This is a genomic window from Leptolyngbya sp. FACHB-8 (genome assembly GCF_014695575.1).
GTDB lineage: Bacteria > Cyanobacteriota > Cyanobacteriia > Elainellales > Elainellaceae > Vacuolonema.
The window spans coordinates 58691-82473 of sequence record NZ_JACJOO010000067.1 but is presented as its reverse complement, the minus strand read 5'-3'; the positions used below and the strand labels follow the sequence as shown (position 1 = coordinate 82473).

General features: G+C 52.1%; 13 protein-coding genes. 4 read left to right on the top strand and 9 right to left on the bottom strand.

Annotated features, from left to right (window positions below):
- Positions 1-136 precede the first annotated feature (136 nt).
- Both H6F91_RS17480 and H6F91_RS17475 read left to right on the top strand, forming a co-directional pair.
- Positions 137-2626 (top strand): glycosyltransferase, encoded by a 2490-nt coding sequence (locus H6F91_RS17480; protein WP_190774855.1) that lies wholly within the window; start codon positions 137-139, stop codon positions 2624-2626.
- Positions 2627-2836: 210 nt separating this feature from the next.
- Entirely contained in the window at positions 2837-5464 is a 2628-nt protein-coding gene (locus H6F91_RS17475) for an adenylate/guanylate cyclase domain-containing protein (protein WP_190774856.1), read from the top strand.
- Positions 5465-5614: 150 nt separating this feature from the next.
- Here the strand turns inward: H6F91_RS17475 and glnA are convergent, their stop codons facing one another.
- Positions 5615-7036, bottom strand: coding sequence for a type I glutamate--ammonia ligase (gene glnA / locus H6F91_RS17470; RefSeq protein ID WP_190774857.1), 1422 nt, complete (start codon positions 7034-7036; stop codon positions 5615-5617).
- Positions 7037-7695: 659 nt separating this feature from the next.
- Between glnA and apcB the strand changes: the two genes are divergently transcribed.
- Complete coding sequence (apcB, locus tag H6F91_RS17465; RefSeq protein ID WP_190774858.1) at positions 7696-8205, top strand: allophycocyanin subunit beta; 510 nt, start codon at positions 7696-7698, stop codon at positions 8203-8205.
- Positions 8206-8300: 95 nt separating this feature from the next.
- On the opposite strand, the gene H6F91_RS17460 is transcribed toward apcB, so the two are convergent.
- From H6F91_RS17460 to rpsT, 6 genes are all read right to left on the bottom strand, one after another.
- On the bottom strand, positions 8301-8921 hold the full coding sequence (locus tag H6F91_RS17460; RefSeq protein WP_190774859.1) for a hypothetical protein: 621 nt from the start codon (positions 8919-8921) through the stop codon (positions 8301-8303).
- A 427-nt stretch (positions 8922-9348) separates the two neighbouring features.
- The gene (locus tag H6F91_RS17455; protein ID WP_190774860.1) at positions 9349-13386 is read right to left on the bottom strand and encodes a DNA-directed RNA polymerase subunit beta'; all 4038 of its coding nucleotides are present in this window, start codon (positions 13384-13386) and stop codon (positions 9349-9351) included.
- A gap of 97 nt (positions 13387-13483) precedes the next feature.
- Positions 13484-15373, bottom strand: a complete 1890-nt coding sequence (locus tag H6F91_RS17450; RefSeq protein WP_190774906.1) for a DNA-directed RNA polymerase subunit gamma — start codon at positions 15371-15373, stop codon at positions 13484-13486.
- 125 nt (positions 15374-15498) lie between these two features.
- Complete coding sequence (rpoB, locus tag H6F91_RS17445; protein ID WP_190774861.1) at positions 15499-18798, bottom strand: DNA-directed RNA polymerase subunit beta; 3300 nt, start codon at positions 18796-18798, stop codon at positions 15499-15501.
- A gap of 413 nt (positions 18799-19211) precedes the next feature.
- Positions 19212-20036: a TatD family hydrolase gene (locus H6F91_RS17440; protein ID WP_190774862.1), complete on the bottom strand. Its 825-nt coding sequence runs from the start codon at positions 20034-20036 to the stop codon at positions 19212-19214.
- Positions 20037-20259: 223 nt separating this feature from the next.
- Entirely contained in the window at positions 20260-20559 is a 300-nt protein-coding gene (rpsT, locus tag H6F91_RS17435; RefSeq protein WP_190774863.1) for a 30S ribosomal protein S20, read from the bottom strand.
- 653 nt (positions 20560-21212) lie between these two features.
- Between rpsT and hisD the strand changes: the two genes are divergently transcribed.
- Positions 21213-22538: a histidinol dehydrogenase gene (gene hisD / locus H6F91_RS17430; RefSeq protein WP_190774864.1), complete on the top strand. Its 1326-nt coding sequence runs from the start codon at positions 21213-21215 to the stop codon at positions 22536-22538.
- A gap of 187 nt (positions 22539-22725) precedes the next feature.
- Here hisD and H6F91_RS17425 read toward each other — a convergent pair whose 3' ends face one another.
- Both H6F91_RS17425 and clpS read right to left on the bottom strand, forming a co-directional pair.
- Positions 22726-23121, bottom strand: a complete 396-nt coding sequence (locus H6F91_RS17425) for a hypothetical protein (RefSeq protein ID WP_190774865.1) — start codon at positions 23119-23121, stop codon at positions 22726-22728.
- 168 nt (positions 23122-23289) lie between these two features.
- Complete coding sequence (gene clpS, locus H6F91_RS17420; protein ID WP_190774866.1) at positions 23290-23571, bottom strand: ATP-dependent Clp protease adapter ClpS; 282 nt, start codon at positions 23569-23571, stop codon at positions 23290-23292.
- Positions 23572-23783 lie beyond the last annotated feature (212 nt).

The window sequence follows — 23783 nt, the reverse complement described above, 5'->3', positions numbered from 1 at the left end:
AACAATCTTGTCGTCAGAATCGTGATGGGGAGTAGCACGGCGCATTGCACTGTGCTACTCCCCATCACGGTTCTTCAACCGGATTTGATATAAAGTTATTCCTGACCGTTCCAGTGTGACGCATCACTGAATTCCCATGCCTTTTCCCCTTGAAGACGAATTTTGGATTGAAACCCGAGACTTTCTGAAGGAGCACGCTCAGCCCACGGCGGCGATTCTAGCTCCGAACGAATTTATGGAGTTTTTTCCAGGGAACTACCACTACAACGTCACCTATGTGCTGCCTCCGGAGCAATTTGATTTTGTAGTGTTCCATAAGGGCATGGTGCATGAAGTAGAACCGCCCTTTGCGGTGGCGGTGATGCAGCAGTTTCAGCCGGTGTTCGCAAATCCGGTATTTGTGGTGTACGCGCGCCATGCTCTGGATTCGGCGCCTCCTGTGGTCAAAGGTCATGTGCAATCGTTGCTAGACCAACTGGCGGCGCTCGAAACGCTGGACCGGATGCAGGAGAGGAAGCCTACCTTCGCTAGCGTGATCACGACCTACAACCGCCCGGGAAGCTTAGCGCGATCGCTCCCCCAAATCCTCGCCCTCGGTGCCCCTGTCGTCGTCGTCGATGACGCCTCCACCGAAGAAAACTTTCACGAGAATCAACGCATTACCGACGAACACAACGTCCCACTGATTCGCGTACCCGAAAACCGAGGCTTGCCCAACGCCATGAACATCGGCATTGGCTACTGGTTAGCCGACCCCGATGTGGATTGGATCTCCTACTTCCAGGACGATGTGGATGTACACCCTGAGCTATTCCAGATCCTGGGGCAGATTCAGGATGCCAAGGAGCGGCCATTGTTGGCGGGGAAGGATGCATCGGAGCATCCCACGTTCGCAACGGGGGCGTTGGGGGGATACCAGGTGTTGTATAAGCGATCGCTCCCCGGTCAACACCTACACGCTCACCGCGGCTACTGGGCAGGGGTGCTGCCCATCCCAACTCCTTACCTGGGTGCGCCCAAACCCGTGGGCCGTAAGCATGGCCAGGGAGCCGACGAAGATTGGTGGATCACGGCATGGTCACCCAATTCCATCACCAAGCGCGGCGGCTATCTCATTGTCGTGCCGGGATTGGTACGTACCTTCCAGGGTGGGGCGGAAGGCTCTACGTGGGACAATGCCAGCGAACGCGATGCCAGTGGAGCCGCCCTCGGAGAAACGCCTCTATTGGAACTGGCTGTCCCCAAAGCCCCGGAAGCGGAGACTCCACCCCAATGGATTGAGTGTGACCAACGACCCGCTACGGGAGAATCCGCCCTGGCAGGCAAACTAGCTGGGGTCAAAATCCTGATGGATGGCTACAACCTGCAATTAACGGACGGTACCGGCATCAAAACCTATAGCACCACCCTTGTAAAAGCTCTGCAAACGATGGGAGCTCAGGTGGATGTTCTGCTCAGCCGCAATAGCAATAAAAAAGATAAGGTTCTCGACGAAATCCTGTTTTTTGATCATCAATCCCGTCGTACCAATCTTATTGCGGAGTTAATCGGGCTGTTTAAGGGGATGGCAAAGTCCTACACCGGGCCTTTCTATCGAGCCTGGCGACGGACGAGCATTGGCGATATTGTACTGAAAGAGGGAGCCTATGGAGCGGACTTTATTCGCTATGCGCAGTCCTTCAACCTGGCGAAGTGCTATGACATTGCCAATTTCTCTTTCTCCCTGACCGGGCGTGTCACCGACATCCACGTGCCCGAAAAGATGGATATTTGGCACGTGACCTATCCGCTGCCCATTCGGATCAAAGGCACTAAAAAAATCACCACGGTTCACGACCTGATCCCGTTGCGATTGCCCTACACCACGCTGGATAACAAAAAGGATTTCTACGGCAAAATCCGCAATGCCATTGAGGATTCTGAGGTCATCATCACCGTTTCCGAGAATACCAAGAAGGATTTGCTCACTTACTTTGATGCTGACCCCGATCGCATCGTGGTTACGTACCAACCTGTGACTCTGCAACCATTGCAGGCGAATGAGCAGGCGATCGCCAACTACCTCCGTCGCTACGGCCTCACCCCCGACAACTATCTCCTGTTTGTGGGGGCGATCGAGCCCAAAAAGAACATCGGTCGTTTGCTGGAAGCTTACGCTACGGTAGATACAGATATGCCCCTAGTGATTGTGGGTAAGAAAGCCTGGTCCTGGGAACAGGAGTTGGGGAAACTCAACTACCTGTTTGATCGTGACTCCAAACGCCAGGTCAAACTGCTGGAGTACGTCCCGCTAGAGGCGTTGAAATACCTCTATAAGGGCGCCTATTCCCTGGTCTTCCCCTCCCTCTACGAGGGGTTCGGCCTGCCCCCTGTGGAAGCCATGACCCTGGGATGTCCAGTCATTACCTCCAGCGTTTCTTGCTTGCCCGAGATCTGTGGCTCAGCAGCGCTCTATGCCAATCCTTATGATGTAAATGACATCAAGAACAAAATTGAGAAGCTGTTGGGCGATCGCCCCCTCCGCGATCAAATGATTGAGCGCGGCTACGAAATGGCCCAAACCTACAGCCTTGAAAACTATCTCCAACGCCTCTATGGTGCCTATGCCAAAGCATTAGGGCAGTAGTAGGCAGCCCAAAAATATAGCCAAGGAATAGGTTCAGAGAGGAGGCTGACACCTTCATGAAAACTTCATCTCGAGTGGTAGTCTATCGGTGGAGTAGGTTAGCTTAGAGATCGGGCCGTACGCCCTAGGGTGCTCTATCGGAAATGCTTCTACCAGATTTTTGCTGGTGTGGTTGCTTTGCATTGTTCAGACCCCTAACCCTGCAAAACCATGGCCGATTCAAATGGGAATATGTTGGCGATCTTCTCTCAGGGCGATCGCCAAAGTGCCCTTATTCCCCTTGTTAAAGATTTACCCGCCCCTCAATTTGTCAAACTGCTTGACCAGATTACTCAAGAGTTTGACCAGTGCCGCCGCGCCATCGATCTCATCAATAACGATGGCCTGGAAACAGCACTCGAGCAGATTTTAGAAGCGTTCACCTTAAAGATTGGACAAATTTTGAAGGCTGATCGTACCACAATCTTTCTCGTGGACGAAGAGAAAGAGCAGCTCTGGTCTAAGGTTGCCAGCGGCGAGAATGGTCAGATCAAGGAACTTCGCATTCCCCTATCCGTAGGTATCGCCGGGCACGTGGCTAGCACGGGCAGTCCCCTCAATATTCCCGATGCCTACAGCCACCCAATGTTCAACCCCGAGGTGGACATCAACACTGGCTATCGCACCTCTAATATTCTGTGCATGCCCATATTCGATGGCCAGCATCGAGTTGTTGCAGTGGCGCAGTTGTTGAATAAGCAGGGCGATCGCCCCTTCGATGTCACCGACGAGATCCAATTCGAAGAGTTTGCTGCTGCTATGGGAGTCATTCTTGAAAGCTGTACGGCTTTCTACATGGCTTCTCGCAATCAACGGGGAGCTACTGCCCTACTCAATGCCACCACATTTCTGGCCCAGAGCCTTGATCTGGAACGCACCCTCCAGGCGGTGATGAATGAAGCCCGGAAGCTGATGCAAGCCGATCGCAGCACCTTATTTTTACTAGACCGAGAACGCGGTGAACTGTGGTCTAAAATTGCCACAGCCGATGGCAAAGAGCTACTTGAAATTCGTATTCCAGCGAACCGAGGAATTGCTGGCTTTGTCGCTTCGACCGGGCAAACCCTCAATATTCCCAATGCCTACGAAGACCCCCGTTTTGACCCTTCGACCGATCAGCGAACGCGCTACCTCACGCGCAATATCCTGTGTATGCCGGTTTACAACTCAGAGGGGAAACTGATTGGTGTCACCCAATTAATCAATAAATATCAGGGCACGTTTAACCGCTCGGACGAAGAATTCATGCGGGCCTTCAATATTCAGGCAGGTATTGCGCTCGAAAATGCCCAACTCTTCGAACGGGTGTTACTGGAAAAGCAATACCAGAAGGACATTCTGCAAAGCCTTTCTGATGCTGTTATTTCCACCGACCTGGAAGGTCGCATTGTCACCATTAATGACGCAGCTCTGGCGTTACTGGGATGCCCCCTACAACGGGACGGGGGACGGCAGCAACAAACCTGGATTCGCAAACTCACCGGGCGCTGGGTCTGGGATGTGGTCCCCGTCGATAACCTGCGGATGCGCCTGGAGGACAGTCTGAAGCATGGTGCACGGCACTATGTACCAGAGCAAACCCTAACCGTTGGCAGTTACTTATTAGGCCAGGAAAAGTCGCAGCAGTCCCACGCTCTCTCTGACAAAGCCACGACTTTGGATGTGAAACCTGCCGAGGATGCCCCCATTGTGCGGCTGGAGGATACGGATGGGTTGACCCATGTGCTGGCAGTGCGATCGCCCACGCATCCCAACCACTACCTCCCCTGGAACCAAGAGACATCTGACGCTTCCCCCATTCCGGCTGAGCATGTTCAAGAGATTGAGCGCAGCATCAACCTCACCGTTAATCCACTCACGAACCCCGAAGGGCGGGTGCGAGGTGGTCTAGTTGTCTTGGAAGACATTAGCCAGGAAAAACGGATGAAGGCCACCATGTACCGCTACATGACACCCGGTGTCGCTGAGCGGGTCATGGCCCTGGGCGAAGATGCCCTCATGGTAGGCGAACGCAAGGACGTTACCATCCTCTTTTCTGATATTCGCGGCTACACAAACCTGACGGAGCACATGGAAGCGGCCGATGTCGTAACCCTGCTGAACAATTACTTCGAGACGATGGTGGAGGCAGTCTTCAACTTTGAAGGCACCCTCGACAAATTCATTGGTGATGCCTTAATGGCCGTTTTCGGGGCACCTCTCCCTCTCCAAAATCATGCTGTTATGGCGGTGCGCTCTGCCTTAGATATGCGACGACGCTTGGCCGAGTTTAACGCCGAGCGACAACTCATTAACCAACCAATGATTCGCATCGGCATCGGCATCAGCTCCGGCGAGGTCGTTTCTGGCAATATCGGTTCCCAAAAACGCATGGATTACACCGTGATTGGAAATGGGGTAGACATTAGCTCTCGTTTGGAAGGCGTCACGAAGGAATATGGTTGTGACATTATTCTTAGCGAGTTTACCTATCAGCTTTGTAAGGATGAGGTGTGGGTAAGGGAACTGGACCGTATTCGAGTGAAGGGTAAAACCCAGCCGATCGCCATTTATGAATTGATAGGCGATCGCCAATCTCCCCCCGACGACGAGACCCAAGAATTCCTCGACCTGTACTACAAAGCTCGTATTGCTTACACCCATATGGATTTCAAAACCGCCATTCAACGGTTTGAGCAAGCGCAGCAGCTGCGACCCACGGATCGCGCGATCGCCGTTCACCTGGAGCGTGCCCACACCTACCTCCTGACTCCCCCATCAGCGCATTGGGATGGCGTTCACACGATGACCACCAAATAAGCAATTTTTGTATGCACGCTGTGCTTGCAAAATTTCAAACACCCAAGAAAAAAGGGAAGGACTAACCCTTCCCTTTTTTTAACCAACACAGATACTTAGACAAAGAACGAACCGGTCACGCCTTTTGTTTTCTGTCTTATACCTTCTGCTTTAGCAATCGTAGTAGAGTGCGAACTCGTAGGGGTGAGGACGCAGACGCATCGGGTTCACTTCGTTGTCCAACTTGTAGTTGATCCAGTTGCCAATGAAGTCCTCGGTGAACACGCCACCGGTGATCAAGAACTCGTGGTCCTTCTCCAGGCTGCTCAGCGCATCTTCCAGAGAACCGGGGGTTGAAGGCACCTTCGCCAATTCTTCAGGGCTGAGGTCATAGATGTCCACATCCAGAGGCTCACCAGGATCAATCTGGTTCTTGATCCCGTCGATACCGGCGCAGAGCATTGCTGCGAACGCCAGGTAAGGGTTGGAGGTTGCGTCGGGGCAACGGAACTCCAGACGCTTCGCCTTGGGATTGGTACCCGAGAGAGGAATTCGCACGGAAGCGGAACGGTTACCCTGAGAGTAAGCCAGGTTTACGGGAGCTTCAAAACCAGGCACCAGACGCTTGTAGGAGTTGGTGGTGGGGTTGGTGAAAGCCAACAGCGCAGGTGCATGCTTCAGGATACCGCCGATGTACCACAAAGCCATGTCGCTCAGACCGGCATACTTGTCGCCCGCAAACAGAGGCTGACCATCGCGCCAGATGGACTGGTGGGTATGCATCCCAGAACCGTTGTCATTAAAGACCGGCTTGGGCATGAAGGTAACCGTCTTACCGTGACGTACACCCACGTTTTTGATGCAGTACTTGTAGGTCATGAGCCAGTCAGCTGCTTCAACCAGAGTACCGAACTTAAAGCCCAGTTCGCACTGACCGCCGGTTGCTACTTCGTGGTGATGCTTTTCAATGGGTACACCGCAGTCTGCCATGGTTAGCAGCATTTCCGTCCGGATGTCTTGCAGCGTATCCGTGGGAGCTACAGGGAAGTAGCCTTCTTTGTAGCGAGGCTTGTAACCCTTATTGCCGCCCTCTTCAACGCGACCGGAGTTCCAACGACCTTCTACCGAGTCAACGTAGTAGAAGCCTTGGCTCTCGGTTTGATCGAAGCGCACATCTTCAAAAATAAAGAATTCAGCTTCAGGGCCAAAGAACGCAGTGTCACCGATACCCGAAGCTTTCAGGTAATCGATCGCCTTATGCGCGATTACACGAGGGCAACGGGAGTACCATTCGCCCGTCCGGGGCTCTTTAATGCTGCAAATAATGCTAAGGGTCGGCTCCTTCATGAAAGGATCCTTCCAAGCGGTGGTGGGATCCAACACCATCGTCATGTCAGATTCGTTGATGGCTTTCCATCCCCGAATACTAGAACCATCGAAGGGAACCCCATCTGTAAAGCTGGATTCATCAATCTGGTTCTCAAAAACCGTCAGGTGCTGCCAGGTACCTGGCATATCGATGAACTTCAGATCGATCATCTTGTAACCTTCGTCTTTAATTAGACGAAGGACGTCTTCAGCGGTCTTGGTCATGAACTACTCCTTAGTTCCGGCAAATATTCAAAGAAATGTGACGCATGATGCACATGGAAGGCAACCCTCTGAGCTGCCCAAGGATGGCTCGCCTACTGACCCACGCTTCCCCTGCCCACACAGATCTCTAAATCCAAACATCTTGATCAGGTAATTGGGCTTAACTGCACCTGCATAATCGTAGGAACTGCGATGCACGCATTTTGTATAAAGAACTACAAAATGCGTGAGTTCTCTAAAGAAATTAGATTCCTCTTAAACGAGGCAATTCTACGGATTAAACCCCTCCTCAGAGAATCCTTCAAATTGATCCCCAAGGAGCGATCGCCCTCAAAGAAGTGCTTGTATGTAACACTTAACTTTTCTGAAATTGGAAGCTCTAACTGCCCAAAAAACAACATTTTTCCCAGAAAAATACGGCGATGGTCCCTAATCTTTAGAAAAATGTTGAGATTTGATAGTTGTCCGATCCTTAGTCATAAAACTTAATCAGGCCAGCTCCGATAGAGGCAGTAGAAGCCTCATTCCGCACAATGTCCCGTGATAAACTTAGCTTCATTGCGGCATAGAAGCCAGTTTTATCAGAGACGACGCAGGGCTCGTACAATCCCCTGTAACATCTGAACTATCAATAAACCTGTGTTGGGAGACTTTATTTTATGCGGGACGCAGTCACAAAGCTGATTGAAAACTACGATATCAAAGGCCAATACCTGGATCGGGACGCCATGGATAGCCTGAAGTCCTACTTCACAACAGGTATGGAGCGGGTTCAAGCAGCCGCTGTGATCAATTCGAACGCCGCAGCCATTGTGAAGCAAGCAGGCTCCCGACTGTTCGAGGAAGTACCTGAACTGATTCGTCCCGGTGGTAATGCTTATACCACTCGTCGCTACGCCGCCTGTCTCCGGGATATGGACTATTACCTGCGTTACGCCAGCTATGCCATCATTGCAGGCAGCATGGATGTATTGGATGAGCGTGTACTCCAGGGTCTGCGGGAAACCTACAACTCTCTGAGCGTACCCATCGCTCCGACCGTTCGTGGTATCCAAATTATGAAGGAACTGGTGAAGGAACAGGTAGCTGCTGCGGGTATTAGCTCCACTGCTTTTGTGGATCAGCCCTTTGATTACATGACGCTTGAACTGAGCGAGCAAAGCGTCTAATTCTCAAATATTTTCTGAAAAAGCAGAAGGGACGTTCTTAGAACGTCCCTTTTGCTTTTTGGCTCACTATTATGTTTACCTGGCATGTCAACAAATCAAATGCGAGCAGCCAAAAAACCATCCGGTTCCAAAATCCATAAGCTCATGCCCTCGGCTGATTGAATGATGACGGTTTCATCACCTCGGTAGCTGAGCCGGTTGATAATTTGGCATGCTTGCTGAAGATCATCAACTGTCTTGAATAAGCTATAGAAGCGGCCTTCATAGAGGATGGCGGAGAGGCGTTTATCGAGATCAGGAACAGAAATCTCGCACGTTTGATAACTATCCGTTGATGTCAGGAGACGGTAGGACGAATCCAACTCGTCATAGGAGGAATCCGCATCAGTAAAGCTTTGAGCGATCGCCTGTTGAGACGCTAAAAGGGCATCTGGCTCAAAGACCCAAATCGCGAATCCCTTGGGGGTTTGGGTGAGTAGGGGAAGGTGATCCCGCTGGCGCAGTTTAGTCGCTAATTCTAAAGCTCGCGCTCTATCTCGCTCAGAGCGGAAGAAGCTATAAAACTGATTCCCATAATTAATTGCAGGCATACGCTCACCCGTTTCTGTCAAAACAATATGACAGGAACGGTAGAGGGTACGTGACTCTAGAATCAATGGCTGATCAGTATCAGCCTGACCAATCCCATCAGAAAGATCAGATAAAAAGGATTGCATAACGTGAGAGGCCAGGAGTGAAATGTTATGAAGTGTGTTTTTATCATCCGTCGAAATGGGACAGTTGCCATCCGGCAAAGTACGGGACTGGCAAGGGATTGCAGCGTTTTTCCAGGCCAAAAACAACCCAACTCTTAGGGAAAACCCCATTACCCGATAGGGAACTTGTTAGACCCATAAATCGTCGGCCTTGAGCTTAATTTCCCCTGTCTATACAGCTCTAGCAGAGTGGCCGTGAAGTAGACCCAGGCTCAACGTGCAGGGATATTTTGTGCGAGTTATATAGCGATTATTCAAGTTGATTCTGCGCAGAATCAATCCAACGGCGCTGTATGGTTGAGCCCTATAACACCCAAAAAAAAGATGGTGTAGAACACGAGTGTTCTACACCATCTTACTTAAGCTGCACAGAGTGCCCTAGAGGTCTTTAATCCTCATCATCGTCGTCCATGTCATCGTCGACGTCTTCATAGTCATCGTCGTCAACTTCCGACGCGGTACCGCCAATCAACTCATCGGCATCCTCATCATCCAGGATGGGAGAAGCGCCTCCAAAGCTAAAGGGCCGGTTGAAGTCTGCCCCGCCGCTCTTGGGCCGATCAATGGGGAAGATGTCGAGGCCACCGTCGAGATCATAGCTACGGGCAATGCGATCGTCGAGAACCACATCTCCCAGCGTCATCTCGTCCTCAAACACGCCACCGTCGTAGCTCAGGTCTACATCAATGTTCGTGTTGGCTTCTTCGTAAGCATTGAAGCCTGTCCCTGCCGGGATGAGACGACCAATGATCACGTTCTCCTTCAGACCACGCAGCCAGTCCGATTTCCCTTCGATCGCCGCTTCCGTCAGAACCCGAGTGGTTTCCTGGAAACTGGCCGCCGAGATGAAGCTGTCGGTATTGAGTGACGCCTTGGTAATACCCAACAGCATCGGGGTATAGTCTGCCGGAGCCCCACCTGTGATAGCCATAGCCTCGTTTACCTGCTGAATCTGGCGCAGTTCAACAAGTTCGCCAGGCAGCATGGTGGTGTCACCTCCGTCATCTACCCGTACCTTCGAGGTCATCTGCCGCACAATCACTTCGATGTGCTTGTCAGAAATCTCAATCCCCTGGGATTGATACACGGACTGCACCTCGTTTACCAGGAAGGTCTGTACTTTCTCCAGGCTTAGCAGAGCTGCCTCATAGGTGCCCATGCTTTCGCGGTAATAGCGGAAGAACACTTCCAAGATTTCGTGGGGGTTGGCAGGGCCATCGGTCAATGGTTCAGCGGTATCAATTTCTTGGCCATCGATCACGATCACGTTTTGACCAGGGCCAATGACGTATTCAGTAATAACGCCATCAGTTTCAACCACCTTCACTTCGACGTTGTCATCGTCGCCGTAAATCACCTGAGCTGTACCCGGACGAGCCGCCAGAATACAAGCTTCTTTGGGCTTCCGGGCTTCCAGGAGTTCCTCAATACGAGGTAGACCCTGAATGATGTCTCCGGTCTTGGCTCGTTCAAATACCAGTAGTACCAGGTTGTCACCCCGTTGTACCAGGTCCCCATCGCTGATATGCAGCACGGCACCCGCAGATACCCGGTAAGGACGTGCCAGTCGAATAACCACTTGGCTAGGCTCAACCGAGATAACCTGACCCGATTCTGGAATTTCTTGTCCAGGGGCAATGGTGCTTCCAGCCACCACCAGATCACCCGATTTCACGGTAGGTATTTGGCCCTGGGTGTCAATCGTCATCAGGTCTGCATCGCGCACGATGAGCAGACGACGAATGGTTTCCCCCTGGCGAATACCGCGCACTTCACCGCCTTCCTTAGACTGAATTTCAGTCCGAGCAATCACGGCTCCAGGAGCGATTTGGTCGCCATCTTTCACGAGCAGGCGGGTCTGGGTACTGCCCTGGGTTTGATCCGCAACCACATCGCGACGAATCACCAGGGATTCTAGAATCACCAGTTGCAGACGCATGATGCCGTCTTCGGTTTCATCGGGAACCAGCTCGATGTCTGCTGCCAATTGGGGAGCTTCTTGGTCAATTTCCAGCACCAGCTGGGTGCGTACCAGTTCAACCCCTTCAACAGATTTGACGCGATCGCCATCCTTATACAGCACACGCTGTAATGCCCGCAGTTGGATGGAACGGCTCATGTCTTCGCTAGAAGACGCCTGGCTGGGAACCGGAGGCTCATCGGGTACCGCGAACTCGGTCACAGGGCGCAGCAGAATTGCGGGGCCTTCGGGAGTCTCAACATACTCCAGGTAGCGCAGTTCGTTGACGACCAGCCCAGGGATCACTTCTTCTCCGGGGAGAACAATGTTGTCTTCCCGGTTGGCGATCGCCTCGGGGTTATCCAACATGTGCAGTTCACCGGGCTTGACCACGATTTCCCGCAGAATGTCGTTCTTCTGAGTGACTTCAATGACACCGTTGCTCTGGCAGAAGATGTCCTTCACCACTTCGGTTCCGGCTTCAACGTATTGACCGTCCTCCACCAACAACAAGGAGATATCCTTGTTGACTTCATGGGATTCTTCAGGAATCCACAGAATGGTTCCACCCTTGACGACTTCGTAACCGAGCTTCGCCTTCCCTTTCTTCGCCGTCTCCAAACCCGAGAAGCGAACGATACCGCCAGTCTGAGTGTGGTAGCGATCGTCGATCAGTTCAGCAACGACCTGGCCGTTGGTCACTTTGGTCCCGGGAGTCGCAATCAGCGAGAACCGTTGGTTGTTAGGGGTCTCGATCATGTAATGCTCTCGGCCCTGGTAGCTCTCGGCCCGTACTCGTGCCTGGTCGAGCTGCACAGAAGCTGTGATAATTTCGACTTCGCGGTTGGTTTTGCCTTCGCTATCCGGAGGAATCCGAACCGAACCACCGTTTTCGGTGATTAGCTTGGTTTCAGCGAGGATATCTCCAGCCGTGATGCGATCGCCGTTCTTCACAACAGGCTCTGCACCCGGTGGCAGGTTGTAAACCTCACCTGAAAGAACCCAGATCAAACCACCCCGCTGAGCGCTGCGAGTGGTGTTGCCCTGACGGTCCTTCTTCTCTTCCGGAATTACATCGGCGAATTTCACTTCACCGGCCAAGTCGGAAGCCACGTCCTTGGTAGCCTTTTCTGTAACCTTACGAACACGACCAGCCGCAGGCATTTCTGCCACCATCTGTCCAGCTCGTACAGATTCGCCATCCTTTGCAAACAGAATGGAACCCGGTGGCAGGTTATGGGTTTCCTGCTTCGAACCCGATACGATGGTGAGATCAACACCCACTTCTAGAATTTGTGCGTCTTCCCCATGACGGGTGCGGAAGGCTCGTGCCCGAATCTGCTTCGGCTTGATTTGCACGATACCGTCGGCAGCAGGCCGAACTTGGGGCACTTGCTCCCCAGTAAACGTACCTCCTGTGTGGAAGGTACGCATGGTGAGCTGGGTCCCCGGTTCACCGATAGATTGAGCGGCGATAATCCCAACCGCTTCACCCAGATCTACCAGGGAAGCATGAGCCAAGCTCCAGCCGTAGCAGGTTTGGCACACAGAACGGGTAGCTTCACAGGTGAGGGGCGATCGCGCTCTCAAGGAAGGTAGATTGGCCTTACCCACAGCTTTAGCCATCTCAGCCGAAATAGGCTGATTGCGTTGTACCAACACTTCACCAGTAGCAGGGTCAATAATATCCTCTGCTGCCGCTCGACCGAGCAGTCGATCCTGGAGGGGAATCAGTACGCGTTCCCCGTCAGTCATGGGGCGAATCGTAATACCGCGATCGGTGCCGCAATCTTGCTCGCGGATAATCACGTCCTGGGATACGTCCACCAGACGACGGGTCAGGTAGCCAGAGTCGGCGGTACGAAGCGCCGTGTCTACCAGACCTTTCCGTGCACCGTAAGAGGAGATGATGTATTCCGTTACAGTCAGACCTTCCCGGAAGTTGGTTTTAATTGGCAAGTCAATGATGGCCCCTTGTGGGTTTGCCATCAGACCTCGCATCCCCACCAACTGACGAACCTGAGAGATGTTTCCTCGGGCACCAGAGAACGCCATCATGTAAACGGAGTTCAGTGGATTGTTTTTCTTGAAGTTTCGCACCACTTCGTCTTTCAGTTCTTCACTGGTGCTGTTCCAGGTGTCGATTACCTTCTGGAAACGTTCCACTTCGGTAATGTCGCCCCGGCTGTAGCGCTCTTCGGTGAGGCGAATTTCTTCTTCGGCTTCCTGCAATAGTTGGCGCTTGCTAGGGGGGACCTGCAAGTCATCCACACTAATGGAAACTCCAGCGCGAGTCGCAAACTTAAAGCCCAGATCCTTCAGTTCGTCGGCAATTTGAGCGGTGCGAGCGGTGCCGTAGTTGGTAAATGCCCAAGAAATTAGATTGCGTAACTGTTTCTTATCAACCACTCGGTTACGAAACACAATCTTTTCTTCAGGCTTCTGCGTTGCGTTTTGCTCCGTCATCGTAGTCTCTGCCCTCAATTAACGATTAGCGAGTTCTGCAAATCTATTCCGCCTGATTTGCGATTTATAGGCATCGCCTATAAATCGCAACCATTAATTAGACTGACAGCACATCCAGAATGGTCTTGTTGTAGATAATGCGGCCCGGCGTGGTGTAGATGTATTGGGAAATCAGATTTCCTTCGCCATCTGTCCGTACTCGGCGGGACTTATAGCGACGCGTGATACTCCGAACATTACCCGCATCGTCTTTATCCACAAGTTCTTCGAGTGGTTTTGTGTCAGAGTCATCCTGCTCAACTTCACCATCGAACCGAACCCATACATAAGCGTGCAGATCCACCTGCCTTTGCTCGTAGGCCATAATGGCGTCCTCCAGGTTCGCGAAGTAGCGATCCTTACCCAGAGATGCATCCGGGTTCTCAGCCGTCAGGTAATAGCAACCCAGCACCATATCCTGGCTAGGGGTCACAATAGGACGCCCCGTTGCAGGAGACAGGATGTTGTTAGAGGCCAGCATCAACAAGCGGGCTTCCGCCTGAGCTTCTAACGACAACGGAACGTGAACCGCCATCTGGTCACCGTCAAAGTCTGCGTTAAACGCAGGACATACCAGCGGGTGTAGCTGAATGGCGCGACCTTCTACCAACATGGGTTCAAAGGCCTGAATACCGAGACGGTGCAACGTCGGTGCGCGGTTCAGCATGACGGGGTGTCCTTCGATCACCTCTTCCAGCACGTCCCAAACCTGGGGATCGTTGCGCTGAATCATCTTCTTAGCCGCTTTGATGTTGTTCACCAGGCCCTGGCGGATCAGACGGTGAATCACAAACGGCTGGAACAGTTCGATCGCCATTTCCTTGGGCAGACCACACTGGTGAATCTTCAGGCGAGGGCCAACCACAATAACGGAACGGCCAGAGTAGTCAACCCGCTTACCTAGAAGGTTTTGCCGGAAACGACCCTGCTTACCTTCAATAATGTCGGAGAGGGACTTCAGCGGACGGTTGTTGGCGCCCACTACGGTACGACCACGACGACCGTTATCGATCAGCGCGTCAACCGCTTCCTGAAGCATCCGCTTTTCGTTCCGGACGATGATTTCCGGAGCCAGGATTTCCTGAAGACGAGCCAGACGGTTGTTCCGGTTGATAACGCGACGATACAGGTCGTTCAAGTCGGAGGTTGCGAATCGGCCCCCATCCAGCTGCACCATCGGGCGCAGGTCGGGAGGGATAACAGGGATGACCGACAGTACCATCCACTCAGGCTTCGAGCCGGTGGCAATGAAGTTATCGATAACCCGCAAGCGCTTGATTAGCTTGGCGCGCTTCTGACCTTTTGCCGTAGCAATTTCTTCCCGCAGTTGCTCCGCTTCTTTTTCTAAAGCCAGATCTTGCAGGAGTTGCTGAAGGGCCTCTGCACCAATGCCGACCTCAACCCCAGCCAGTTGCGAGTCTTCGCTATAAAGCTGGTCTTCAATTTCAATCCACTGATCTTCCGTCAGCAGTTGCTTATAGGAGAGGTTGTCAGCATTACCAGGATTTAGAACGACATAGGCGTTGAAGTAAACAATCTGCTCAACATCCCGTAGGGGCATATCCAACAGAATTGCCATGTAGCTGGGGATGCCCTTCAGATACCAAACGTGGGTAACGGGGGCAGCCAACTTGATATAACCCATACGGTGACGACGAACACGGGATTCAGTAACTTCCACCCCACATCGTTCGCACACAATACCTCTGTGCCGTACCCGTTTGTACTTGCCACAGTGGCATTCCCAGTCCTTTGCAGGCCCAAAAATTCGTTCACAAAACAGCCCGTCCATTTCGGGCTTTAACGTCCGGTAGTTAATGGTTTCGGGTTTGGTCACTTCCCCGACTACCATGCCATTCGGCAGGGTTCTCTCTCCCCACTGACGAATGCGCTCCGGGGATGCCAGACCAATTTTGACGTAGTCAAAGCGCTGTTCTAGCTTAGGCATTACGGATGATTCCTTGTAGTGATGTAAGGCGGAAGCAAAGAAATGGGTCGGCTCTACCGCCCCAATGAAAGTCACCGACTGATCCGGTTGGGGCACTAATTCCCCAAACCGGATCGGCGACGGTGTTACTCTTCTACCTCTTCTAGCTCTTCGCGAGAGATGGATTCGTAGGTGGGACGGGATGGAGTGCGTCGGTTGCCGACATCCGCCATCAGGTCAACTTCGATGTCGCGGCTGGTACCATCATCCTGGGTTTGCAACTTGTGAGCCGCAATGTCGAGACAGAGGGATTGCAACTCACGCATCAACACCTTGAAGGATTCTGGTGTACCCGGTCTAGGAATTGGTTTGCCTTTGACGATCGCATTCAGAGCTTCGTTGCGCCCCTGCATATCGTCAGACTTCACCGTCAGCAGCTCTTGCAAAATGTAGGCAGCACCGAAAGCTTCCAGTGCCCACACCTCCATTTCCCCGAAGCGCTGTCCACCCTGCTGAGCTTTACCACCCAGAGGCTGCTGGGTAACCAGCGAGTATGGGCCCGTGGAGCGAGCGTGGATCTTATCGTCAACCAGGTGAACCAGTTTCAGCATGTAGGCTTTACCCACGGTAACCGGACGATCGAACGCTTCCCCAGTCCGTCCGTCATAGACCTCGATTTTGCCAGGATTCTCGGGGTCATATACCCAGTTATTACCGGTGCGATCGCGCGCTTCCTGCAACTTGGAGTGAGTGGTTAGACGAGATGCCTCTTCGCCATACATTTCGTCGAAGGGGGTCATCTTGAAACGCATACCAAGGTTCTCAGCAGCCCAACCCAATAGACATTCGAACACCTGACCCACGTTCATACGGGAAGGTACACCCAGGGGGTTCAATACAATGTCTACAGGTCGACCGTCGGGTAGGTATGGCATGTCTTCCAGCGGCAGAATCCGGGAAATAATTCCCTTGTTGCCGTGGCGTCCCGCCATCTTGTCGCCCACCTGGATCTTCCGTTTCTGAGCTACGTAAACGCGCACCACCATGTTTGCACCGGGAGGCAGTTCATCACCCTGTTCCCGAGTAAACACCCGCACGTCTACTACGCGGCCTTTTTCACCGTTCGGTACGCGCAGGGAGTTGTCTCGTACATCCCGAGCCTTTTCACCAAAGATGGCTCGCAGCAGTTTTTCTTCGGGGGGCTGGTCTGATTCCCCTTTTGGAGTCACCTTGCCCACGAGAATGTCACCGGATTCTACCCAGGCACCGATACGGATGATGCCGTTTTCGTCGAGTTGGCGCAGCGCGTCTTCACCGACGTTGGGAATTTCCCGAGTGATTTCCTCAGGACCAAGCTTGGTTTGACGGGCCTCAATCTCGTATTTTTCGACGTGAATGGAGGTGTAAACGTCTTCGTAAACCAGACGCTCACTAATCAGGATGGCGTCCTCGTAGTTATAGCCTTCCCATGGCATGTAAGCGACGAGGATGTTCTGGCCAAGTGCGAGTTCACCACCTTCGGTTGCAGAACCATCCGCAAGGATTTGACCGGCGATGACGCGATCGCCCACGTTTACAATGGGCCGCTGATTCAAACAAGTGTCCTGGTTAGAGCGCTGATACTTTTGCAAGTAATAATTGCGCTCACTACCATCATCGCTAAGCACCTGAATGCGGTTCGCATCCACATAGGACACCTCACCACTGGTGCGGCTCACAATTACCATCCCCGAGTCACGGGCTGCCTGGCCTTCCAGCCCTGTTCCAACTAAAGGACGTTCGGGACGGAGGAGAGGCACCGCCTGCCGTTGCATGTTTGAACCCATCAGAGCTCGGTTCGCGTCATCGTGCTCCAGGAACGGAATCAGTGATGTTGCAACGGAGATAATCTGTACGGGAGAAATGGCGACGTAGTCCACTTCTTTAGGAGTCGTAGTGGTGAAATCCTGACGGTAACGTACAGGCACCTGATCCCCAAGAATGATGCCCTCTTCATCCACAGGAATGTCTCCGGGAGCAACCCGCAGATCATCTTCTTCGTCGGCGGTCATGTAGATGGGAGTGATGTCGCGCCGCACTCGACCGTTTTCTACGGGATAGTAAGGGGTTTCGATGAAACCGTAGGCATTTACACGAGCGTGGGTTGCCAAAGAACCGATCAGACCGGCGTTGGGACCTTCTGGTGTTTCAATGGGGCAGATCCGACCGTAGTGGGAGGGGTGAATGTCTCGCACCGCGAAGCCTGCACGCTCCCGAGTCAGGCCACCAGGGCCAAGGGCACTGAGACGACGCTTGTGAGTCAGTTCTGCCAGAGGGTTGGTCTGGTCCATGAACTGCGAGAGCTGAGATGAACCGAAGAACTCTTTAATAGCCGCGACGAGAGGCTTCGGGTTCACCAGGGAGGCGGGTGTCAGTGCATCTGCATCAGACACGGTCATCCGTTCCCGGATAATCCGCTCCAAACGGTTCAAACCCACGCGCACCTGGTTTTGCAACAGTTCACCCACGGAGCGCACACGGCGGTTCCCCAGGTGGTCGATATCATCGACGTTGCCGATGTCATATTCCAGGTTGATTAGGTAGTCGATGGAGGCCAGGATGTCCTGAGGTGTCAGTACCCGAACGTTTTCTGCAACGTTGAGGCGCAGCTTTTTGTTGAGCTTGTAACGGCCCACTCGTCCCAGGTCATAACGCTTGGGATCGAAGAAGCGGGAGTCTAGCAACTGCTGACCACCCGATACCGTGGGAGGTTCACCGGGACGCAGCTTCCGGTACAGTTCCATCAACGCTTCTTCTTCAGAGAATTGGCCTTCTTTTTCGATGGTTTTCTCGAAGTATTCGGGGTGACGGAGGGCATCGAAGATTTCGCCGTCGCTCAGACCCAGTGCCTTGAGCAGCACTTGAGCGGAGAGCTTACGGGTTTTGTCGATACGAACCCAAACCAGGTCATTCTTGTCGGTTTCAAACTTCAACCAGGCACCCCGGTTGGGAATCAGGCTGGCGTTGTAAGTGCGTCGTCCGTTTTTGTCGGTTTCTGCCTTGTAGTAAACCCCAGGGCTCCGAACGATCTGGTTAACGATAACCCGCTCGGCCCCGTTAATGATGAAGGTCCCCCGGTCCGTCATCAGGGGTAAATCCCCGATGAACACTTCCTGTTCTTTAATTTCGCCGGTTTCCTTGTTGATCAGACGGGTTGGCACATACATCTGTACGGCATAGGTCGCATCCCGCCGCTTCGCATCATCCACATCATATTTAGGGCGTTTGAGCTTATAGTCCCGTCCGAGGAAGTGAAGCTCAAGCTTTCCGGTGTAGTCAGTAATGGGGGAGAAACTATCGAGTTCCTCAATTAACCCCTCTTCCAAAAACCAGCGAAAACTGGACCGTTGGATCTCAACCAGGTCAGGCAACGTAAAGTTGATGGCGGTTTGGAGTGAGTTAGTCATGCGTCTCCTCAGAACGGGTCGGCTTGTCGGGAAAATCGAAATGAGGCTGAAGGCGCCACGACCCCTATTTCATCAGGGGGATGAAATAGGGGTATGAGCTACCCAGGAGGCCTGAAATGTACTGCGGCTATGAACAAAGGGAGAGGCGGTGTTCGTTTAATTAGCACAGGATATATAAGTAGAGCGGGCAGACTCAAAATAGGCAGGAGCGGAAAGACAGAGGGTGGCCACACATCCGACACTCCTGTTTCAGTCAGGGGCAGAGCGTTAAAACGCAGGAGGGCCACCGCACAGAATGCGATCGCCCAGAGGCCAGCAAAGTTGTAAAGCGCAACGAATGATGTTCAATGTGAATCGACTCATCGCTATTCTAGCTAAAGATTTTAGCTAAGTACTTGACAAATTTAATTTGTCTAGCTAATTGCCAGGGATTCGTTTGCTGGAGTAGCCTCCGGTAAATCGGGCAACTTAAACAAGTGGCGAGCGTTTGCGGTTGTTTGCGTCGCGATCGTCTCTACAGATTCTTGACGCAGTTCCGCCACACGTTCTGCCACATGACGAACGTAGGCGGGTTGGTTACGCCGTTCACCTCGGTGAGGCACCGGAGCTAGAAATGGACAATCGGTTTCAATCAGCAAACGATTGGCCGGAACCATCTGCGCTGAGGCATGAACTGCCTGAGCATTTTTGAAGGTTACAATTCCGCTAAAGCTGACATAAAAACCCAGATCAAGAAACCATTGTGTTTCCTCAGGCGTACCACTCCAACAGTGCATGACGCCGCACACCGTTTCGCCCCTCTGCTGGCGCGATCGCAATAACTCTGCCATCTCCGCTGCTGCATCGCGACAATGGATGATAACGGGGAGGTCAAGTGTATGGGCGATCGCTAACTGAGCCTCAAATACCTGAATTTGATGCTCGTGGTTCTCGGCCTTGTAAAAGTCCAGCCCTATCTCACCGATTGCCACAATTCGAGCATCGGATCGCGCTAAATCAAAAATTTGCTCGGCAGAGTTTGCCATCCACTTTTCTGCATCCAACGGATGCAAGCCGACCGCAAAGGAGATCTCCGGAAAGCGGTCAGCAATACCTTTGATTACGGAAAATTCTGCTGGCTCTACACAGGAGTGAACCAGTTGAACAACCCCAGCTTCCCGCCATTGCCGAGCCACATCGTCCAGATCCGGCTGAAAGCTATCAAAGTTCAAATGAACGTGGGTATCAATTAGCTGCATAGGTTCAGACCGTAAACGCTCCGTTCGGTTTCTGTCCCTCTAACCTGGCCAGGGAGGCTGAATCCTCACCACGTCGTTGCTCCATCAGCTTCATCTGGCTCTTATTTGTATCGTTCTTTCTATCGCCTACGCTCAGGAGCGAAGAGCGAGAGAAACCCACATTTGAACCTTGGCAGGTTTAGCCTCCGGGTCAGGGCTTGCCCTGACCTTTGAAGACTCAAACCTAGGATGCGCTAGCCGTAGCAGATTTCTTCAAGAAGCGAGCCAAGCGAGCTTTCTTACGAGCTGCGTTGTTGGGATGGTAAACACCACGCTTCACAGCTTTGTCGATCTTGCTGTAGGCATTAGCCATCCGCTGCTTCACTTCCGCCTCCAACTCAGGAGAGGGATTGGCGGCGTACTGCTCAGCAACGGTGAAGTACCGTTTCATCAGGGTCTTGACCGCAGATTTGTAGGATTTGTTTTCGAGGCGATTGCGCTCTGCAATCTGAACCCGCTTAATTGCAGATTTAATGTTAGCCACAGCGACTCTCTGAGTTAATTGTAAAACTTTCAGCAGTTGCTTATCATAACGAACCTGTCGAGCAATTGCAACCCCTCTCTGAAAAATACTATTTCATCCATCGTCTGTGCCGTTGTGGTGACTACGCATGGATAGGTGTCTTGCTGTACAGCTCAAATGAAGGCAAAAGTTCCCGTGAATAAAGCTTTAAGGCTCGAATGATAGTGATCATCTGTAGAGCTGATTTTGGCCTTCTCACGATAAAATCGAGAGTGTAGTTCAAAGCCGTTTCGTTTATTGACCACAATGGCTGTGAGGGGAGGTTTTGCCAAGTGAGTCTTGATACAGGCAAAAATCGTCCGCTCATCCATCCTCACATGTACTTTCTTGCTCTGGTTGAGTTTCGACATGCCGGCTCATCAATTTATAAAGCTTATCCGGAGTATTATCCAGACAGGTTGGTGATGTGATTCAGGTGGCATTACGCCTCATAATCTAAATAGTCGGGATACTTGAGATGGGCAGGGCAATAAATCTTTTGTAGAGTTCGCCATGTCTTCATCCACGATACGGAATCCTCAGGAAATACAAGCTAATCTAGATAGGTGGGCTGCACAGATTTCTGAAGCAGTCTGCCGGGTGAACCCGAATTAGCATTTTTACCCCAAGTGGCGATGCTGCGCATTATCAATCAACGGTCGGACGCGCTAACTGAACTGCGACGGATTTGCGATCGCACTCATGATGACCAAATCCTTCACAAAGAGGCGACGGTTCAGCAAGTGATCCAGGCCGTCAGACGGCAAGGGGATCTGGCTGTCCTGCACTACACGGAAGAATTTGACCAGGTCACGCTGAAACCAGAAGAATTGCGGGTAAGCGGAGCAGATTTGGAAGCTGCTTACCATCAGGTCGATCAAAAGCTGTTGGAGGCAATCCAATTGGCGGCCCGAAACATTGAGGCATTCCATCGGCAACGGATGCCTAAGAGTTGGGTTGAGTTTGGACGGCATGAGACAGTTTTGGGCAAACGATATACTCCCGTGGACCGGGCCGGGCTTTATGTGCCAGGGGGTCGGGCCTCTTATCCCAGTACTGTGTTGATGAATGCGATTCCTGCCAAGGTGGCGGGAGTGCCGCGCATTGTGATGGTGACGCCGCCTGGAGAGAATGGAATCAGTCCATCAGTGCTGGTAGCGGCTCAGGAAGCTGGAGTTGCCGAGATTTATCGGGTAGGTGGGGCGCAGGCGGTTGCCGCTCTTGCCTTTGGTACTGAAAGCATTCCGAAAGTGGATGTGATCACGGGCCCTGGAAATATATATGTCACCCTCGCGAAAAAGCTGGTGTATGGAACAGTAGGGATTGATTCTCTGGCTGGCCCTTCCGAAGTTTTGGTAATCGCGGATACCTCTGCTAACCCAACCCACGTAGCCGCTGACCTTTTGGCTCAAGCGGAGCATGATCCGTTGGCGGCGGCTATCTTGCTAACTCCCAGTACCGCTTTGGCAAACGCGGTGGTCGCAGAAGTCGATCGAATGTTAGTGAATCATCCGCGACGGATGTTGACGGAGAAGGCGATCGCCCACTACGGCTTAGTAGTCGTTGTAGATTCCTTGGAAACTGCTGCAGAACTCTCTAATGAGTTTGCACCGGAGCACTTAGAGTTGGAAGTGGAAGATCCCTGGAGCTTGATGGAGAAAATCCGTCATGCTGGAGCTATTTTCTTAGGTAGTTCTACTCCGGAAGCCGTTGGTGATTACCTGGCTGGCCCTAACCATACGCTGCCGACATCCGGATCTGCTCGTTATGCTTCGGCTTTGGGGGTCGAAACCTTTATGAAGCATTCCAGCATTATTCATTATTCTCCGGCAGCTCTGCAGGAAGTGGCAGATGCGATTATTACCTTGGCTACTGCGGAAGGCTTGCCGTCCCACGCAGATTCTGTAAAGTTGCGGACTCAGGTGCCAACGGAGCAAAAAGAACAGGAATTGCATCCCTAATTATTGGAGCATTAGGTGGTGCAAGAACTTTAGAAGTGCTGGTTCTTCAAACATTTCAACTTCTTAGATGCGACACGTTCGTTAATTTGCTGTGCCGCTAGCCTGTTCAGGGTAAGTTGTTAGATATCAGAAACCCGGTGCTTTGAAGACACCGGGTTTTCTGCTGTGGCAGGGATGGCGCAAAGCCTTAACTTTTAAGAACGGCTTGGTTCGTCAGGTAGCGCTTCAAGCTCAGAAGGCTAATGGTGTGCCCCAAACCCAATGGCAGGGGAGAGACGCCCTCAAGGCAGGACTGGATCCATCCATCACCCCAGTGCCAGCGATGGAATCCGTCTATTCCCTGGCTGAGCAGTAACTCTAGAGTATTGGCTTCAACAGATTGAACATAATGGCAAACGGCGATCGGGCCAATCCACCGGGTGAAGGTAGTTCCTTCGGTTAATTCGTCGGGTAGTCCTTGGGAGAAGCCTGATGGGAGCATCCATTGTTTGAGCTGAGCCACATTCAGGAGGCTTTTGCGAATAGCTGCCTCTGTTGCCTCAATTTCGATACGGATATTGGTCTGTTGAAATTGCCCTAGCATGGCTCAAACGACCTCAAGAAATTAAATACAGCTTGAGAGAAAGAGATTGTAGCCCTTGCTGTAAGCATGGCTGTTAGACCATAGCTTTCACAACAAGAGCCCTATCCTGCTTCGTTCAAAATTCCCAAGACCTAATTAGACAAAATAGCCATTACTGCTCTGTCTTTATTATTCGTCGGGTTCGATAGTACTGGTTAGTCCCTGGCTTTTTAGACTCTCGCTATAAAACTCTGCATGTTCTTGAGCGCACGTGATGACCAAGGCAACGCCACTGCTATGAGCTTCCATCATGATGCTGACGGCCTGAGGGACTGTCAGACTAGCGACGGTTTTCAGGAGAGACTGCACCACATGTTCCATTGAGTTGAAGTCGTCGTTATGCAGCAGAACCTTGTATCGAGGTGCGTGCCTAGTAGTGGTTGAACTCTGTTCAATCGTTTGGACGGACACTGCTGAAATCCTCTTGGCTAGCGACAAACCAATGGCGAATGGAGAGGGATGAACTGAACCCACGCCAACAAACTGCGTAGTTACACAGGTCGCCATTCATCTTTCTCAACATTCTAGAACACGGTTATCAGAGCAGCAACGTTCCGAGAGGCGATTCGGCATATTGACATCCCAGTCCGTCCTCATCCTAGAGATTGTAGGTTTTATGCACA